At 25.1% G+C, this 18,628-nt stretch carries 20 protein-coding genes; 10 read left to right on the top strand and 10 right to left on the bottom strand.

Going from position 1 to position 18,628, the window contains the following annotated elements:
- Positions 1-233 precede the first annotated feature (233 nt).
- From EXC33_RS02775 to EXC33_RS02755, 5 genes are all read left to right on the top strand, one after another.
- On the top strand, positions 234-2,348 hold the full coding sequence (locus EXC33_RS02775; RefSeq protein ID WP_052717033.1) for an ATP-dependent DNA helicase: 2,115 nt from the start codon (positions 234-236) through the stop codon (positions 2,346-2,348).
- Complete coding sequence (gene pth, locus EXC33_RS02770; RefSeq protein WP_046097037.1) at positions 2,339-2,914, top strand: aminoacyl-tRNA hydrolase; 576 nt, start codon at positions 2,339-2,341, stop codon at positions 2,912-2,914. The genes EXC33_RS02775 and pth overlap by 10 nt, the downstream gene beginning before the upstream one ends.
- Positions 2,877-3,767 (top strand): tRNA lysidine(34) synthetase TilS, encoded by an 891-nt coding sequence (tilS, locus tag EXC33_RS02765; protein ID WP_046097036.1) that lies wholly within the window; start codon positions 2,877-2,879, stop codon positions 3,765-3,767. Before pth ends, tilS begins: the two co-directional genes overlap by 38 nt.
- A 54-nt stretch (positions 3,768-3,821) precedes the next feature.
- Complete coding sequence (gene ftsH, locus EXC33_RS02760) at positions 3,822-5,918, top strand: ATP-dependent zinc metalloprotease FtsH (RefSeq protein WP_046097035.1); 2,097 nt, start codon at positions 3,822-3,824, stop codon at positions 5,916-5,918.
- A 112-nt stretch (positions 5,919-6,030) separates the two neighbouring features.
- The gene (locus EXC33_RS02755; protein ID WP_052717032.1) at positions 6,031-7,164 is read left to right on the top strand and encodes an HAD family acid phosphatase; all 1,134 of its coding nucleotides are present in this window, start codon (positions 6,031-6,033) and stop codon (positions 7,162-7,164) included.
- 47 nt (positions 7,165-7,211) lie between these two features.
- Here the strand turns inward: EXC33_RS02755 and EXC33_RS02750 are convergent, their stop codons facing one another.
- Genes EXC33_RS02750 through secG form a run of 5 tightly spaced genes read right to left on the bottom strand, consistent with a single transcriptional unit; the run spans position 7,212 to position 12,217 of the window.
- On the bottom strand, positions 7,212-7,502 hold the full coding sequence (locus EXC33_RS02750) for a putative quinol monooxygenase (protein WP_129727299.1): 291 nt from the start codon (positions 7,500-7,502) through the stop codon (positions 7,212-7,214).
- 4 nt (positions 7,503-7,506) lie between these two features.
- Complete coding sequence (metG, locus tag EXC33_RS02745) at positions 7,507-9,054, bottom strand: methionine--tRNA ligase (protein WP_046097033.1); 1,548 nt, start codon at positions 9,052-9,054, stop codon at positions 7,507-7,509.
- 4 nt (positions 9,055-9,058) lie between these two features.
- Complete coding sequence (locus EXC33_RS02740; protein ID WP_046097032.1) at positions 9,059-9,847, bottom strand: tRNA1(Val) (adenine(37)-N6)-methyltransferase; 789 nt, start codon at positions 9,845-9,847, stop codon at positions 9,059-9,061.
- Positions 9,834-11,981, bottom strand: a complete 2,148-nt coding sequence (rnr, locus tag EXC33_RS02735; RefSeq protein WP_046097031.1) for a ribonuclease R — start codon at positions 11,979-11,981, stop codon at positions 9,834-9,836. Before rnr ends, EXC33_RS02740 begins: the two co-directional genes overlap by 14 nt.
- 2 nt (positions 11,982-11,983) lie before the next feature.
- Positions 11,984-12,217 (bottom strand): preprotein translocase subunit SecG, encoded by a 234-nt coding sequence (gene secG, locus EXC33_RS02730; RefSeq protein WP_046097030.1) that lies wholly within the window; start codon positions 12,215-12,217, stop codon positions 11,984-11,986.
- A 250-nt stretch (positions 12,218-12,467) separates the two neighbouring features.
- Between secG and gmk the strand changes: the two genes are divergently transcribed.
- Genes gmk through EXC33_RS02705 form a run of 5 tightly spaced genes read left to right on the top strand, consistent with a single transcriptional unit; the run spans position 12,468 to position 16,280 of the window.
- Positions 12,468-13,055, top strand: a complete 588-nt coding sequence (gene gmk / locus EXC33_RS02725; protein ID WP_129727297.1) for a guanylate kinase — start codon at positions 12,468-12,470, stop codon at positions 13,053-13,055.
- Positions 13,056-13,808, top strand: coding sequence for a PP2C family protein-serine/threonine phosphatase (locus tag EXC33_RS02720; protein WP_046097029.1), 753 nt, complete (start codon positions 13,056-13,058; stop codon positions 13,806-13,808).
- A 3-nt stretch (positions 13,809-13,811) separates the two neighbouring features.
- On the top strand, positions 13,812-14,795 hold the full coding sequence (locus tag EXC33_RS02715; protein ID WP_046097028.1) for a serine/threonine-protein kinase: 984 nt from the start codon (positions 13,812-13,814) through the stop codon (positions 14,793-14,795).
- Positions 14,795-15,628: a ribosome small subunit-dependent GTPase A gene (gene rsgA / locus EXC33_RS02710; protein WP_046097027.1), complete on the top strand. Its 834-nt coding sequence runs from the start codon at positions 14,795-14,797 to the stop codon at positions 15,626-15,628. Before EXC33_RS02715 ends, rsgA begins: the two co-directional genes overlap by 1 nt.
- Positions 15,618-16,280, top strand: a complete 663-nt coding sequence (locus EXC33_RS02705; protein WP_046097026.1) for a ribulose-phosphate 3-epimerase — start codon at positions 15,618-15,620, stop codon at positions 16,278-16,280. The genes rsgA and EXC33_RS02705 overlap by 11 nt, the downstream gene beginning before the upstream one ends.
- A gap of 21 nt (positions 16,281-16,301) precedes the next feature.
- Here the strand turns inward: EXC33_RS02705 and nusG are convergent, their stop codons facing one another.
- The 5 genes from nusG to rlmB all read right to left on the bottom strand — a co-directional run bounded on the left by nusG (position 16,302) and on the right by rlmB (position 18,625).
- Positions 16,302-16,907, bottom strand: a complete 606-nt coding sequence (gene nusG / locus EXC33_RS02700; protein ID WP_046097025.1) for a transcription termination/antitermination protein NusG — start codon at positions 16,905-16,907, stop codon at positions 16,302-16,304.
- A gap of 7 nt (positions 16,908-16,914) precedes the next feature.
- The gene (secE, locus tag EXC33_RS02695) at positions 16,915-17,124 is read right to left on the bottom strand and encodes a preprotein translocase subunit SecE (RefSeq protein WP_082065511.1); all 210 of its coding nucleotides are present in this window, start codon (positions 17,122-17,124) and stop codon (positions 16,915-16,917) included.
- Positions 17,124-17,273 (bottom strand): 50S ribosomal protein L33, encoded by a 150-nt coding sequence (rpmG, locus tag EXC33_RS02690; protein ID WP_082065508.1) that lies wholly within the window; start codon positions 17,271-17,273, stop codon positions 17,124-17,126. Before rpmG ends, secE begins: the two co-directional genes overlap by 1 nt.
- 61 nt (positions 17,274-17,334) lie before the next feature.
- Positions 17,335-17,946 carry a hypothetical protein gene (locus EXC33_RS02685; RefSeq protein ID WP_046097023.1) on the bottom strand — a complete coding sequence of 204 codons (612 nt, stop codon included), beginning with the start codon at positions 17,944-17,946 and terminating at the stop codon, positions 17,335-17,337.
- Positions 17,930-18,625: a 23S rRNA (guanosine(2251)-2'-O)-methyltransferase RlmB gene (gene rlmB, locus EXC33_RS02680; protein ID WP_046097022.1), complete on the bottom strand. Its 696-nt coding sequence runs from the start codon at positions 18,623-18,625 to the stop codon at positions 17,930-17,932. The genes EXC33_RS02685 and rlmB overlap by 17 nt, the downstream gene beginning before the upstream one ends.
- Between the last annotated feature and the right edge of the window lie 3 nt (positions 18,626-18,628).

Here is an 18,628-nt window from a genome sequence, read left to right as displayed (position 1 = left end):
AGTAAATTAATATTAATATATGAGTTTATAAACTTCAAGTGTAATGGAATATTTTATTTTTTAAAGAATAATATCCACAATATTATCAACAATTTTATACTTTGTTTTTAAGCTAAAAAGTGTTTATTAACAATATTATTTACATAAGAATTTTTATAAACATTAGTATGTTGATAATATTGTGCAATTTGTTTAATAATTGTTAGTGAAAAAATTGCTTATATAATTAGACTATGGATGAAGAGAATCAATTAAAAATAGAAGGCGAAATTATAAAAATTCTTTTCGAAAAAAAAGGATTTATTCTTTATTTATTTGTAGAAGATAAAACTAAAAAAAATTATAAAGTTATTTCTAAAACGTCAAATCTTTTAAAAAGAAAGAAGTATATTTTATTTTTAAATAAGTACAATAAAAAATATGATTCTTATGAAATATATGAGATAAGTGAACCAAAATATTCAAGGAACGAAATAAAAAAAATTTTAATTTTTAATATTAAAAATTTTGGGCCGGCAAAAGCAAAAAAAATAGAAGAATTTTGTGGCACAAATAATTGAGAAACAATATTGTCTTCATTTACTAAAAATAACTATTTTATAGATATTTTAGGAAAACAAATTGCTGATTCTTTAAAACAATTTCTTGAAGATTCGGTAGGGAAATATTTTCTAAATAATAATCTTTACTTTTTATTTAATGAATTGAGAAAAGAAACAGATATGTCTTCTTTTTTTGACGACATTATGAAGGAAAGTATTTACAATTTTTATTTTAAATTTTCCATTTCTCCTTTGAAATTATTAAAGTTAGAAGATTCTTTAAAGTTAAATCAAATTAATTATTTAGATGATTTTTCATTAAAAAATGAAGTTTTTATTTTATATTATTTTGGCTATTTTTGTGAGAAAAATAATAGCACTTTAATACCTTATGATTTATTTAAAATTGCATCTTTTATCAATGAATTTTATCATATAGAAAACAAAGATTTAGAAGATAAAATAGCTGATTTGTTAAGTAAAAAGAAACTTATTTTTTCTGAAGATTGTCTTAAAATCACGACTGAATCAATAAGAAAAAAAGAGCAAGATATTTTAAAAAATATATACAAAATTATGCAGAGTTATATTTTTATTGAGAATAATCATTCAAGTTATGAATTAAGTTCTAAACAACAGCAAGCATTTATTAAAGCTATAGATTATCCAGTTTCTATTATTACAGGCCCACCAGGAACAGGTAAATCTTATGTAGTAAAAGAAATTTATAATAATTTTTTAAATAGTAATATTAAAAAAAATGAAATTCAAATTTTGGCCCCTACTGGAAGAGCAGCCGCTAATTTAATTCAAAAAGGATTAGATAATGTTAGAACTATTCATAGTTTTTTAAAAATCCCTAAGGAAGAAAAATTTAAAAATATTGGTGAAATTAATAATGATTTAAAAATACTTATAATAGATGAATTTTCAATGGTTAATATTGATATTTTTGATTTTTTATTAAAAAAGTGTCCTATGATTAAAAAATTAGTAATAATAGGTGATAATAATCAAATTCCATGCATTGGAGCAGGTAATATTTTAGGAGATTTAATAGAATCAAAAAAAATACCTTTCACAGAACTCGATGAATTCTATAGAACTGATAATTTAGATTTAATAAATCATTTTTATAAAATAAAAAATAATATTTTTGAAATATCAAATTCATCAAGAGTGAATTTTTATGATTTTAGTAAAAATGATTTTTACAATAACTTGTATAAAATATGAACTAATAACATTAATAAGTATGGAGAAGACAACGTTATTTTTTTAGCTCCAACAAATGAATTAGTTAATGAAATAAATAAAAAAATTCAAAAATATAGAATTGAATCCATTCCTAATGCTATTTCTTTCGATGTTTTATCTAATTCTGAGCCTTTATATTTAGGAGATAGAGTTATACAAATAGTAAATGATTATGATTTAGATGTTTTTAATGGCGAAATAGGAAAAGTAGTAGAAATAAGTGACAATTTACTTATAGTAGATTTTGAATATAAAAAAATTGTTTACTCAAAGGAAATAATTAAGGAAAATTTGAAATTAGCTTATGCTACAACAGTCCATAAATTTCAAGGATCCGAAACAAATTGTGTAAATTTCTTAGTTTTTAGTGATTTTAGCCATATGTTAAAAAATAAATTAATTTATACAGCAATATCAAGAGCAAAAGAAGAAATTAATGTGATAGGTGATATTAGTTTATATGCTTCTAAAATTAGAGATAGAAAAAATAATGAAGTAATTTATACTTCTATGCAAGAAATTTTAAAGAAGGAGAAGTGATGAAATTAATAGTAGGTTTAGGAAACCCAGGAGAAAGTTATAAACTAACAAGGCATAATATTGGTTTTTTAGTAATTGATAGAATATTAAAAAAATTAAATATTTCGTTTGATAAATCTAAATTCGAGGGTAAATATGCAATTATTGATGATTTGATTATTGCGAAACCTGATACCTACATGAATAATTCTGGTCAATTTGTTGCTGCAATTAGTAGGTTTTATAAGATTCAACCTTCTGATATTTTAGTAATTCATGATGAAAAAGATTTTGAAATTGGCCAAGCACAAATTAAAATCGGAGGCTCTTCTGCAGGACATAATGGCGTAGAAAATGTCAGAGTGCAGTTAAATAGCAACGAATTTAAAAAATTAAGAATAGGAATAGGTAAAGATCCTGTTATACCTTTAAAAGAGTATGTACTGTCAAAATTTGAAATAAGAGAATTAGAAATTTTAGAAAATGTAATTGAAATTAGTGCAGAAGCTTCATTATCCTTTGCTTATAATGATATTAAAGTAGTTATGGAAAAATTTAATGTCAATAAAAAGAAAAAAAATAATATTAGCAGTTAGCGGTGGACCAGATTCGATGTTTTTGCTTAATTGAGCATTAAAAAGAAATAAAAGAGCTAATTTAATTGTTTGTTCAGTTAATTATAACTATAGAGAAAATTCAAATCACGATATTACTTTAGTTAAAAACTTTTGTTTAAAAAACAATTTAATTTTAAAAATTAAAAATATTGATTTTCAAAATGATAATAACTATAAAAAAAACAATTTTGAAAATCAAGCAAGAAATGACAGATATGCCTTTTTTAAAGAACAATATGACAAATTTAATGCAAAAAAAATACTAACAGCTCATCATAAGGATGATTTTATAGAAACTGCTTTAATGCAAGAAAAAACAAAAAGAAAATTATTTTTTTATGGAATTAAAAAGAAAAATTTTATTAACAATATGAACATATTTAGACCCTTCGTTAATAAATATTATAAAGACCAAATAATTAAAAAATGCAAAAGGAAAAATATTGTATTTGCTTTGGATTATTCTAATTATTTAGAATCGTATACAAGAAACGCTATTAGAAACGATTTGTTAGTTTTAAATATAAAAGAAAAAGAAAAACTTTTCAAAAAGTTTTTAAAAATGAATAGAGATAACAAAAAGAATGAAAAAAATGTAGAAAACGAATTAGAAATTTGGAAGAAAAATAATTTTTCGCAAGATATTTTTGTTAAATTAACTGATAAAATAGGTATTTTATATAAGTTTTTGTATACTAAATTTCCTGGGGTGAAATTAAATAGCAGAAAGATTAATAGCATAATAGATTTTATTGTTTCAAGTAATAGAACATCGAAATATAAACTTAATGATCATCAATATTTAGTAAAAAATAAAGGCAATATAATGTAAGTTATATTGTTTTACTTATATAATAATTAATACTTGATATTAGGAAGGAGACAGATGCAAAATAATAAAAAGAAAAGCTCACTAATGTGAACTTTAATTCTTTTAATAATTATTATTGGAATAATTATTTATTTGATTGTCAACAGATTTTCTCAACAAACTACTGTTACTAGATGACAATTTGATCAAGATTTTTACAAAGCTTTGACCAATAAAGATGTATTTTTCAAAGATGTTTATGTAGATTGATATATTGGAACAATTAAATATGTTTTTCATGATAATACAGGAGCTGTTGAAATACAAAAAGTAGCTAATGTCGGCAACTGATTTGCTAATCAAATAGTTTCAAATAATGAAATTGGCAATTTAACTTTATTAGGACAAAAAGCATCTATAGCATCTCAATTAAATATTCCTGCAACAACAAATTACATTGAATTACTTAATATTGCTACTAACGCAGGAAAAATTGATATTTCTCAATTGCCATTTAAAGAAACATCAGTTTGACAAAGTCTATTACTTTCGATATTACCAACATTGATTTTCGTTCTTTTAATGTACTTTCTATATAGAAGTATGATGAAAAAAAGCATGAATATGATGGGAGGAGTTATTGGAGAAGAAAAGAATCCTGCCCAAAAGATCAAAAGTGATAAAACTTTTAAAGATATAGCAGGTAATAAAGAAGCAATAGAAGAAATTTCTGAAATAGTTGATTATCTTAAAGATCCTTCTAAATATCAACAAGCAGGGGCAAGAATGCCTCACGGTGTTTTATTAGGCGGCCCGCCAGGGACTGGAAAAACATTATTAGCCAAAGCAACAGCTGGAGAAGCAAATGTCCCTTTCTATTTTATTTCTGCTTCAAATTTTGTTGAAATGTTTGTAGGTTTAGGAGCAAAAAGAGTTAGAAGTGTTGTCGAAGAAGCTAGAAAAAATGCTCCAGCAATTATTTTTATTGACGAATTGGATGCTATAGGGAGAACTAGGGGAGCAGGATTAGGTGGAGGACACGACGAACGTGAACAAACCCTAAATCAATTACTTGTTGAAATGGATGGAATGAAAGAAAATAATGGAATTCTATTCTTTGCAGCGACAAATAGAACTGATGTTCTTGATCCTGCACTTACTCGTCCTGGTCGTTTTGATAGATCTATTACTGTTGGTTTGCCAGATGTAAAAGAAAGAGAAGAAATTTTAGAACTTCATGCAAAAGGAAAAAGAATAAGTCCTAGTGTTTCTTTAACCAAAGTTGCAAAAAGAACTCCTGGTTTTTCAGGAGCTCAATTAGAAAATGTCATTAATGAAGCTTCATTATTAGCTGTTCGTAGTAATAAAAAGGTCATAGAATTAGGTGATATTGACGAAGCAATTGATAGAGTTATGTCTGGACCAGCAAAGAAAAATAGAGTCATTACTAAAGAAGAATTGACAATGGTGGCTTATCATGAAGCAGGGCATGCAGTTGTTGGTATTAAAGTACCTGGCGGTAATAAAGTTCAAAAAATAACTATTATTCCTCGTGGACAAGCAGGAGGCTATAATCTGATGACTCCTGAAGATGAAAAATACAATATGTCCAAAACAGAACTTATCGCTATGATCACAAGCTTTATGGGTGGAAGAGCAGCAGAGAGAATTATTTATGGTGATGAAAATGTTTCTACAGGAGCAAGCGATGATATTTCTAAAGCAACTAAAATTGCTAGAAAAATGGTAACAGAATGAGGAATGTCATCATTGGGGCCTATTCAATATGAAAAAGAAGAAGGTTCACCTTTTCTTGGTAGAGATTATTTAAAATCTGCTGGTTTTTCTAACCAAATAGGACATGAAATAGATGTAGAAGTAAGAAAAATAATGTTAGAAGCCGAAAATAATGCTGTTAATGTTATTAAGGAAAATGTTCAATTATTAGAATTGATTAAAACTGCTTTATTAGAAAAAGAAACAATTGTTGCAGAAGAAATAGAATATATAGCTAAAAATTTAAAACTTCCTCCAAAAGAAGAAAAATTAGAATCCCATGTTAATTACACTTTAGATGAACTTTTACAAGAAAATAATAATGAACAAATTGAAAAAGAAATCAAAGAGGCAAAAGAGGAAGAAAAAACCGAAATTAACGAAGAAAAGAACTAAAAAATAAATTGGTTCTTTTTTATTTTTTATAGCAAAAATAAACATTTTCATACTATAGCAAAGTCAAAATAAAAAGCGTAAAATAAAGAAAAAGAATAAAAGGAGATAGCAAATGAATAAATATTCTAAATTATTGTTTGTATTAGGTGGTCTATCATCTATTTCTTTACCAATGATTGCAATTTCATGTAACAAAGAAAGTAGCAACATTAATAATGACATTAAAAAAGATGAAGAAATCGCTAAATTAACTCAACAATTGAAAGATACTCAAAGTAAATTAAACACTGCTGCTTTAGCTTCTTCAAATACATGAAATAGTGTTTCAGCTGAAAAACAAGTTATGGGTAGACAAGTTTATAAACAAGCAACAGAAGCATTTGATGCTATTATAAAACAACCTAATGTTTCATTAAGTAGTGTAAAAACAACTGGAGATACTATAACAGTCACAGCTCCTACAAATAATCAATTTATTCCCGTAGTATTTATGGATTTAGATGAAACAGTTTTAAATAATTTTGGTTACCAAAATTGATTAGTTGCTAATGATAAAACGTTTTCTTCAGAAACATGACATGATTTTGTATCTCAAGCAATATCTAAAGAAATTCCAGGCGCAATAGATTTCATTAAACATGTTTGATCTAAGGGTGGAGTTGTAATGTTTAATTCAAATAGAAATCAATTAACTGAATTAGAAGCTTCAAAAACTAATTTAACTAAATTAGGTTTAGAAGCTAAATATATGCCTGATTGAATTTGATGAATGCAAGGGACTGATAAAGCCACTGATCAAATGCCTTATAATCAAACTAATAGAAATGTAAAAGTTTCAAAAGAAGAAAGAATGCATTATATTAATACTCATAAACTAACAATAAATAATGTTCAAGCACAATTTAAAGTAGTAATGAGAATAGGTGATGATATTTCTGATTTCAATGACAATTTTTCAAAACAAAACGGAATTACTTCACAACAAGTTCGTGATGCTTTATCGAACAAAGATAATGGTTATGGCATTTTATTTGGAAACACAGATTTAAGTAATAAATCAGTCTATTACAATTTATCTACTAACAAGTGAGAAAAAGAAGATTTCGCAGCAACTTATATTTTAATTCCTGGAAACACTTCATATGGAAGTTGAGTAAAACAAGCTTTGGGTTCTAGCGCATTTAATGTAGATAAAGCAAATAATTTACTTAAAGCAACAGGATGAATTTATACTCCAAGTAAATAATAAAAAAACTAAAACTTATATCTAACTAACTATAAGTTTTAGTTTTTTTATCAAGAAATTGTTTTAAATTTATTCAAATATGGGTTAGACAAGAGAGAAGGTTTTATTTCTCTTCATAAATTTTTATGAAGTTCTGAAGAAATATATTTTTCATAGCTTTCTTCGGTACTTCATCTTTCGATAATAAGAAAATGATTTTGATCTTTTCACATTCCATCTATTGATAAATTAAGTTCTTGTTTTTTAGTAGCAATTATTCAGGCATTAATTTTTTCTAAGAAATTAGCTTTCATTTCTTTTTTTATTTTTAATTCTTTAGAAATAATAAAAATCATCATTCTCCTATTTTATTCTGTTAAATAATAAGTATTTGTCTGCAGTTTTTTTGCCATCAAATTTATTAAGATTAGAAAGTTGATTTTTCTCGAAACTATCAATATTTAAAACTGATGCAACTTCTTGCATTTTTTTTGGCAAACAAATTTGTAATGCATATGAAACTGTGTATATACCATTTAAAAGTCTAATTAAAATTTGTTCTAATTTTTCTAAATTATTAGTTAATTTTCAAGGCTGTGTCAAATCGATATATTTATTTAATTTATCACTTAGATTTATAGCTTCTTTTAAGCCTTTGTCAATTTTAAATTCATTCATTAATAAAGAATATTTTTTATCAAAATTTAATATTTCTTCTTCTATATTTTTATCAATTTGATCACTTGCTTGTTTATAAAATAAGCCATTTGAAAAATTATTATTTATCATTTTTAAAGTTCTAGAAATTAAATTTCCAAAATTATTAACTAAGTCAGAATTAATAGTATTTTTCAAATGCTCTTCACTAAAATTACCGTCTTCTCCAAAAATGATTTGACTTGCAAAATAATATTTGATCATTTCGTCATGATAATTGTTTAATAATTCTTCAGGAGCAATAACATTATTGAGAGATTTAGACATTTTTCTTCCATCTTTATCTCTTAATAACCCATGACTAATAATATGTGTTGGTTGTTTTATGCCAATAGAATGAATAAAAATCGGTCAATAAATGAAATGAAATCTAGCTATTTCTTTACCTAAAACATGTACTATTTCATCGCCATTTTTTCAATATTTTAAATAATCTGAAGAATTTTCATCATTAATATTGTACCCAAGCGCTGTTATGTAATTAAATAAGGCATCTAGTCAAACATAAATTGTATGTTCGTTATCTTCTCTTATAGGAATTGCTCATGGAACATTGTTTCTAGTTACTGATAAGTCTTCTAAACCATGTGAAACAAAGTTGTTAATTAGTTCATTTACTGTTTTATTAGGGAGTAAAAAAGAAGGATGATTTTTTATATATTCTTCTCATCATTTTTGCATTTTGCTAATAGAAAAAAAATAACTTTCTTCACTCATTTTGATTAATTTATGTCCTGAAGAAGGATGAAAATATTCATTATTTTTTTCTATTGCTTGGTTTTTAGTTAAATATTCTTCATCTTCGACTGAATAAAGACCCTCATATTTGCCCTTATAAATAAGTTTTTTATTTAGAAAAAATGAAAAAATATCTTTTATAGTTTCTTCATGAAAAGGATTTGTTGTTCTACTGAAATAATCAAAATCAATATTTCAATCTTTTCACATTTCTTTGTATGAGTTAATTAACTTATCAACAAATTCTTTTGGGTTTAAGTTATTAATTTTTGCTTTGTTGGCAATTTTTTGTCCATGCTCATCACTGCCGGTTAAAAACTTTACATCATATCCCTGACTTTTTTTGTAATTTTTAATAATTCAAGTCATAATAGTGCAGTAAAGATGGCCAATATGTAAATTACCAGAAGCATAATAAATAGGAGTTGTAATGAAAAATGTTGGTTTAGTTTTCATTTTGTTATTTTTCCTTCTTTCTAATTGGTTTGTAAAGTTTTTTAACCTCTTCTCTATAGATGTGAATATGCTTATTTTCAGAATCATGCAAGTAAATATTAGGTAAAAAATGTACTCCTCAACCAGCTTGATATCTAGCTTCTACTAGAACTAGTTTAGGTTTATCGTAAATTCTAGGAATAATAAATTTAACTCTTTTTGGTTCAAATTTATATTTTCTTAACAAGAAAAAACAATCTACCAATCTTTCTACTGGAATAACCATAGTCAAATATCCCTTTTGTTCGATTATTTTTGCTGAACCTTCGATAATATTTTCTAAAGTAAGTTTAACTTCATGAGTAGCAATGAGCATTTCTTTTGTAAGCTTTTTACTTTGCTTAGTATTTTTAATTGGGAAAAAAGGAGGGTTGCAAACAATAGAGTCATATTTCATTTGTGATGTTTTAATCTTCTCTTTTCAAAAATCATTAAAATCTGCATTAATAAGCGAAATTTGAGAATTCTTCTCATTATAATCGACATTCATTTTTGCAATTTTAAAGGCTTTTTCTTGTATTTCTAGAGCGTCAATTTTTAATTTTTCATCTCTTTCTGCTAAAAAGATAGATAAAGCAGCATTATTAGTGCCAATTTCAAGAATATTTTTTATTTTTTGATTTATAAAAACAAAATTAGCTAATAAAATCGTATCTACTGAATAGTTGAACATTGTTTTGTCTTGATAAATATATAAATTAGAGTCATAACCAAGAGAATTTTTAACTATATTAGGATTGTTATTTTTTGTCATTTAGGCCTTTTTTATCGAAATTTTGAGAAATAAAGCATTCATATAAAATAGCATCAACTTTACCTGTTTTTTCATCTGCACCAGAAATAATTACATCTACATTATCACCGATTTTAATAACTCTATTTTGACTTTTAAATTCAGTTTTTAAATCATTAATTTCGTATTCATTATCACACATATTAGTTTTGTGAACCATTGCTTCAGTATGATTTTCAAATTGTACAAAGAGACCAAAAGGCATGATTGACAATACTTGTCCTGTAACTTTTTCGCCTATTTTAGATTTTCAATATTCAGCAAATTTTAAATCATTTGTACTTCTTTCATTTAATAAAGCAAGTGCTTCGGATTCAGTATTTTGTTTTGCAATATTTTCTAAAATTTGATTATAGTAAGATACTTTACTTTTGTCTTTATTTAATACTAAATCTCTTATGATTCTATGTATTATAAGATCTGGATATCTTCTAATTGGACTCGTAAAATGGCAATAATTATTGCTTGCTAAACCAAAATGACCTATGTTATTAGAAGAATAAATTGCTTTTGACATTGTTCTAAGAAAAAGCATCTTAGTGTATTCATCATCTCTTTGTAATTTGATTTTTTCAATAGTTTCTCTAAAAGATTTGGGTGTAATATTATTCATGTCTATTTCAACATTAATGTTAAGTTCATTCAAAATTTCTTTAAACATGATCAATTTTTCTTCACTTGGTTTTTCATGAATTCTATACATTGCAGGGAATTTATGTTTAGCAAGATATAAAGCAACTTCTTCATTTGCTCTCATCATGAAATCTTCAATTAAATTTTCAGCAAAGCCAGTTTCTTTAACAATGATGTCTAAAACTTCACCTTTATCATTAGTCTTTACATATGGTTCTTTAATTTCAAAATCAATATAACCTTGATCATTTTTATATTTTCTTATTATTTTTGCTAATTCGACTGCTTTATCGAGCATTTCGTTTAATTTATTGTCATCAAATAATTTATTTTCATTAATAAATTGATTAACTCTGTCATAAGTAAGTCTATATTTAGAACGAATTATAGTAGGTTTAATTTCACATTTTAAGGTATTACCATTTTTGTCTATTGTAATTATTGTGCTTAAAGTAAAACGATCAACATTGGGATTTAAAGAACATATTCCATTCGAAAGTTTTTCTGGTAGCATGGGAATAACTTTATTTACTAAATAAATTGATGTTCCTCTTTTTAAAGCTTCTTTGTCTATTTCTGAATTTTCTTTTACATAATAGGAAACATCAGCAATATGAACACCTAATTCATAAGTATTGTCTGAATTTATTTTTACGCTAATTGCATCGTCAAAATCTTTTGTATCGTTTCCGTCAATAGTAACAATTGTTTCATTTCTTAAATCTAGTCTATTTATTATTCCGCTTTTATCTATTTCATTGGGAAGTTTTAAAGCTTCTGCAAGAACTTTTTTAGAAAAATTACTAGAAACGTTATTGTCAACAAGATATGAGTTAACAAAAACCATGGGATCATTTAAATCGCCTATTTTGTTAATTATTGATATTTCACAAAAATTATTTCTTGATTTTTTTAAAATTTCTGCCGAAACAACAATTTCATTTTCAAGGACTATACTACTATCTATTATTGTGAAGAAGAAATTTTTAAAATTTTTATTAATCGGTTCAAAAAAGAAACGATTATTTTTAAATTTAATTATTCCACTAATTGTTTTTATTTTAGATTCCAAAATTTCAGTTACTTTACCAAAATCTTTTGAATCACCATTTAAATATCTTAGTACATTTACTTTAACAATATCACCATTAAATGCACCATTAAATTCGTTTTTTGGAATAAAAATGCTTTTGTTTTTTTCTGAATTTTCTTCTACATTTACAAAAGCAAATTTGCCTTCACTAGCATATTCTATTTTTCCTTCAACGGATTCAACTAAACTTACAGGAGAATATGTATGATCTTTGTTTTCAGTAATTTTATTATTGTTTTTTAATTTTTTCAAAATAGAGGTTAATTCACTATTTTGATGTTTTTTAATGTTTGCTTTCCTCGCAAGAGTTAAATAATCAATTGGTGCATATTTGATTAGTATTTTGTATATTTCTAATTCTTTAACCATTTTTATTTAATTAAAATTCTTAGAATTATAGCTAAGAGGATAATGACAATTCCCCCTACTAACATAGTGTATTTAAGAATTTTTTTATACCCCCTTTCTTTTGAGTTTTTAAATAATTCTAGATCGCTTGAGCCAACTAATGCACCCGAAAAGCCATTTGAATCAGGAGACATTAATAGTGAAACAACGATAATAACAAAAGCAATAATTACTAAAAAAACTATTGCTACTATCATCTCTCTCCTTTCTTACAAATGTAAACATCAAAATAAATTATTATGAATTATATTAAAAAAAAGTAAAATCACTAATCATAGACTAATTTGCCTATAAAATAGGGCTTTTTGTCAATAATAAAACTGTTAAGATATACGTTTAATTTAATCATTCGTAGTAGTATCAATAACCAATTTTGGTAGTTAACTTTTAATATTAATATTATAATATTAAAAATATTTAGCAAATTTGGAATTTATTAGGAGAATTATGGAAAATAGAAAATTAAAGCCCATTGTAATTTTTACAGGTCCATCAGGAGTTGGTAAAGGAACAATTGAAAAATTTTTATTTGCTTATGACAATTTAAAATTAGCATTTTCAGTTTCAGTAACTACTAGAGCACCACGTCAAGGAGAAATAAATGGAGTTAATTATTTTTTTGTTACGAAAGAAGATTTTAAAAACAAAATAGCAAATGACGAGCTTTTGGAATATAACTTTCATTTTGACAATTACTATGGAACTCTATATAAAGAAATTGAAAAAATACATGCAGAAGGAAATATTCCTTTCTTAGAAATAGAAACTCAAGGGGCAAAAAAGATTTTAAGTATTCCCAACATAAGAAATAAATTCAACATAATTACTTTTTTTGTTTTACCTCCATCTTTTGCTGAATTAGAAAAAAGAATGCTTAATAGAAATACAGAAGATGACGAAGCGATCAAATTACGTTTAATAAAAGCCAAAGAAGAATTAAAAGAAAAAGATATCTTTGACTACCATATTGTTAATGATATTCCTGAAGAAGCAGCAAACGAAATTAAAAACATTATTCTTAAAGAAATTAATTAAATGAAAATAGCAAAGAGAACAGATATAGGCATAAAAAGGCTAGAAAATCAAGATAAAGTTGACATTTTTCAAAAAGAAGATTTTACATTACTTATTTTATGCGATGGTATGGGCGGCCATTTCGGGGGTTCACTAGCTTCAACTATTACAATTAATGTTTTTAGAGATTCATTTGAAAAATTTTTACCTTTAGTACATAATCTCGAATCTTTTGTAAATTGATTTAAAGAAACAATTGCTAAAGTTAAAAATGAAATGAAAATTATTGCTAATAAAGACGAAGCTAAACTTGATATGGGAACCACTTTGGCGGCATGTCTAGTAAATGAAAAAGAAAATATTATGTATGTTTTTAATATTGGCGATTCGAGAATTTATGTAGTAAATAAATATGACGATTTAAAACAAATAACTGTAGATCATAATGTTCTAAATAGATTAATAAATGAAGAAAATTATCGTTTTGAAGATGCTAAATTATTTCCTAAATGACAAGCATTAACGTCTGCTTTAGGCCCTAATAAAAGGACCAAAATAGAAGTATTTGACTTAAGCAAAAATCTTGATCAGATTAAAAAAATAGTAGCCACATCTGATGGAGTTCATGCTTTTATAGAACATATTACTTTTTCTAATTTATTAACTCTTAAAATAGATTTAAAAGATATGTGTAAGAGAATTATAGAAGAAGCTATTTTAAGTCATTCAACAGATAATTTATCAATTGGAATAATAGATTTGGAGCGTAATTAAGTGATGAGTATTATTGAAAATAGCAAAATTTATGAAAAATATAAAATTATTTCAAACATAGGTTCTGGAGGCTTTGCCAAAGTTTTTAAAGTTCAAGAAATAAACGACACTAGTAATACATTTTATGCTTTGAAATATTTTGTTAGTCCAAAAAATAGTGACGAAGAAATAAGTAAAAAAAGATTTTCACAAGAAATAAAAGTTTTATCTAAGGTTAATTCTAAATATGTTGCTAAATTTATAGATGCATATATTGGCGACAATGAACAATATATTATTATGGAATATGTTGACGGTATTAATTTAAAAGATAAATTAAGTGAAGGAAAACTTAATATTAAAACTGTTCAAAATTATGCTCTACAAATAGCAGATGGGTTAGAAGAATTGCATGCTTCAGGTATTATTCATAGAGATATAAAAAGCAATAATATTATGATAACAAGTGAAAGAACTGTAAAAATAATAGATTTTGGTCTTGCGCTTGATGATGAAAGTCAAAGACATACACAAGTTACTAAAATTGTTGGCTCTCTCTATTATCTTGCCCCTGAATTATGTAAAACGAACAATAAACCAACAATTAAAACTGATATTTATGCTTTAGGTATTTTAATTTATGAAATGTTAACAGGAGAATATCCTTTCAAAGGTGCTGACGCAATGCAAACAATCAAAAAACAAGAAGATTCTCCATTGCCAGATTTAGTAAAAATTGCTGATGTTCCTCAAGCTTTTGCCAATGTAGTAATTAAAGCAACAGCAAAGGATCCTGATAAGCGTTATGATTCTGTTTATTCTCTAAAAACAGATTTAAAAACAGTTTTAAATCCTGAAAGAAGTTTAGAAAAACCTTTGGATGTTAAAACTATTAAGATCAAAAAAACTTTTGTTGATTTTATAAATAATAAATTGACTTTATATATTGGTTTAGGAGCAATCGCTTTGCTTATAGTAATTATCATTATCATAGCGGTTTTGGTCTAATGAAAGGAAGAATTTATTCAATTATAGCTGGCAAGTTTAATGTTAAAGCCGACAATAAATTTTATGAATTAAATGCTAAAGGAAGTTTTAGATATAACGATATAAATCCATTAGTTGGTGATTATGTAGAATTTGATTTAGATGGATTTATCAAAAAAATTTATGAAAGAAAAAATTATTTTATAAGACCAAAAGTAGCAAATATTGATCATATTATTGTAGTTATGTCAGTTAAAAACCCTGATTTTCAATCATTTTTAGTTGATAAATATTTAGCATTGATAGAAAGCAAGAATATTGTTCCTATTATTTTGGTAACAAAGAATGATTTAGGATCATCTAACGAAATAGAAATGTATAAAGAAATGAATTATAAAATATACCAAATAGACTATAAAAAAGATGATTTAGTAGAATTATTTACTCCAATATTCAATCATAATACATGTTCTTTTATGGGGCAAAGCGGGGTAGGAAAAACTACAATAATTAATAAGTTGCTAAATTTGAATTTAGAAACAAAAGAGATTTCAAAAAATGCTAATAGAGGTAAGCATACAACAAGAATTACAAAAATTTATGATTTTAAAAATGGCTCATTAATTGATACTCCTGGATTTTCTTCTTTAGATATTCAAATGAATAAAAATGAATTATCTAAATCTTTTAAAATTTTTAGAGAATTAAGTAAATTATGTAAATTTAAATGATGTTTACATGAAAATGAACCGGAAGAATTTTGCAATGTTAAACTTAATATAGGCAAAAAAATACCAGAAAAAAGATATTTAAATTATTTAAAGTTATTAAAAGAGGCAAAAAATGAAAAGTAAAAATGTTACTCCTTCTATTTTAAATGTTCCAGTTGAAGAAAGATTGAATATGGTTATTAACCTACTTAATGAAGGAATAAAATGAGTACATTATGATGTGATGGATGGAGTTTTTGTATCTAACACAGCTATTGAGTTTCATGAAATTAAAAATATTAATGATAACGCTCCTAAACATTTCAAAGATATTCACCTAATGGTTGAAGATCCATTTGAAATAATTGAACTTTACAAAGAAGTGGGTGACATTTTAACTTTCCATTATGAAGCTGTTAAAAATAAAGAAGAAATATTAAATTTTTTAATAAAAAATCAACATAATTTGAATTTAGGAATGGCCATAAAACCAAAAACTTCAGTAAATGAAATCATTGATTATTTACCCTATTTAAGATTAGTATTAGTTATGTCTGTTGAACCAGGTGCGGGAGGGCAAAAATTTATAGAAACTTCTATAGATAAAATAAAAAAACTTAAAGAATATAGATTGAAAAAAGAATTAAACTATTTAATCCAAGTCGATGGAGGAATAAATAACATTACTGGACCTGCGTGTTTTAAAGCAGGAGCAGATGCATGTGTTGCAGGAACTTTCTTAATTAAAGAACCAACAAGAGAGAGAATTAATTCTATTTTGAACGGAGATAAATAAAAATCAACATTTGGTTGATTTTTATTTATCTATATTTTTTAGAAGTTTAAATTCGAAAAATACTGTAATTTTTCTTCCTACTGATTCCATTTCTACTTCAGCTTCTCTCTTTTGATTATTCAAGTTAATGATTTTGCCAGTTTCTCCTTTAAAAGGTCCACTTAAAATTTCGACAATATCACCTTCAAAAAATTCATCTTCAAATATTCCCATTTTGAAGTCATACATGTATTTATCTTCTTTTTCAAAACTTTTTCTAATTTGTTTAATTGAAATTGGAGTAGGTTTAGCTCCTTTTCCTGAAGATCCTATTAATCCCGTAACATATTGAGTATTACGTATAACAAATCATGCTTTATCTGTCATATCCATGTGTATAAAAATATATCCGTTATATATATTTATATATTTAACTTTATATGGATCGCCATTTTCTCTCTTTTTAAGTTCGGTTTTAGAAATTGTAGGTTTTTTGAAAATTTTAAAAGGACCATTTTCAGTTGCGTTCATGTCAAAACAATCTTCAACTTGTTCACTTACAATTCTATTTTTTAATGATTCAACGACTTTATCTTCTTTACCACTGACGGTACTTATCATATATCATGAAAATTTCTTATCTTCCATATTTCCCCTAACTAACACCTGTTTTTCCTCATAAAAGGGAGAATAATGTAGCTATTAAGATAACAATAGCAACAAAAATAGCAGAAAATATTATTACTTGGAAAAAAGACACTCAACTTTTTCTACCCGAAGGCCATCTAACACGTTTTATTTCTTTAATAAATTTACGAAAATAAAACTTTTTTTCTTTTTTGATTTTAAATTTCGTAATTTTCATTATTTTTCCTCTTTGTGAATAGTATGAATCTTGCATTTTTTGCAAAATTTTTTGATTATTATTCTTTCTTGATTGATATTACCCTTATTTGTAGTGTAATTATGAGAATAACAAAGTGAACAGCCAAGTGTGATTTTTCTTTTTTCCATATAAAAAATTATAACCTTAATGCTTCAAAAAAAGACCTAGAGGCCTTTTTCATATTATAAATTAATAATTAAAAAAATTATTTACTTTTTTAATAAATGAACATTTATAAAAGTTTATTTTTTGTGTAGTCATGTATTTTAATTTTTTATCATTAGTTTCGATTGCTTTAATGAAATTTTTTTCATTTTTATTTAGACTATTATAAAAATTTTCTAAGTCATTATCAGATAATATTTCATTCATTAATTTATGAGCATTTTTATCCTCAAGAAAATGAAAATCTTGTATTTCCATATTTACTAATTGAATATTACGTTTTTTTGCATTTCAATATTTAATCTTATTTATAGTATATAAATTAACTACTTTTTCTAGATATGTTTTAAAACTAGTTTTTCTTAGATTGGGTAAATATTTACGTAAAAAGTAAGGAAGATCACTTAGAAATAAATTATAAATATCATCTACTTCAAGAATTGAACTTTTATATCTAAGAAGAGAAAAATTAATATATTTTTTTATATCTTTGCAAAAGATGGAATTTATTATGTATATCAATGAGTTATTACTGATTTTATTTATGAATTCAATAAATTCCCCATTATTTTTTGATTTTTCTATTTCTAAAAATTTTCAAGTATTTAAAGCATTCATATTATTTAACAAATTCATATAAAAGTATTCCTGTTGCTACAGAAACATTCAATGATTGAACGCTACCAAATTGTTCTATATGTATAATTTGATCAGCCATTTTTAATGCTGATTTAGAAACACCATAATTTTCATTACCAACAATTAATGCTGAAGGAGAATTGAATTTTATTTTATTAAGAGAGATTGATTTTTCTTCTAAAGCGCTAGCATAAATTCAGTAACCATTTTTATTTAATTTGTGGATAGTTGCTGAAATACTATTTACTTTAACTATTTTTATTCCTATAAATCCTCCAGAAGATATTTTTAAAACAGAGTTAGTAATATCGGCTGATCTTTCTTTTGAAATTATTATGAATTTTATTCCAAAAGCATTAGCAGTTCTTATTATAGCCCCTAAATTATGAGGATCCTGAATATGATCAAGAATTAATACTTTGTTAGGTTTTTCATTTAGTAAATAATTTAAGTCATAAATAGGAAAATCTTTTAATACAGCAATTATTCCTTGGTGATTTTCGGTAGTAATTTTTTCTATATCTTTTTTTGTAACTATTTCAATAGCAACATTATATTTTTTTATTTTTAGTGAAAGATTATTGCTTTCTTTCGCAATAAATATTTTTTCAATTGGAAAATTATTTTTAAGAGCATCAAAAACACTATTTCTTCCACACAATAATAATTTTTCCATATT

The organism is Mycoplasmopsis meleagridis, from assembly GCF_900660695.1.
Classification (GTDB): domain Bacteria; phylum Bacillota_I; class Bacilli_A; order Mycoplasmatales; family Metamycoplasmataceae; genus Mycoplasmopsis; species Mycoplasmopsis meleagridis.
The sequence above is the reverse complement of the archived record's forward strand: the minus strand, read 5'-3'. Positions and strand labels throughout refer to the sequence as shown.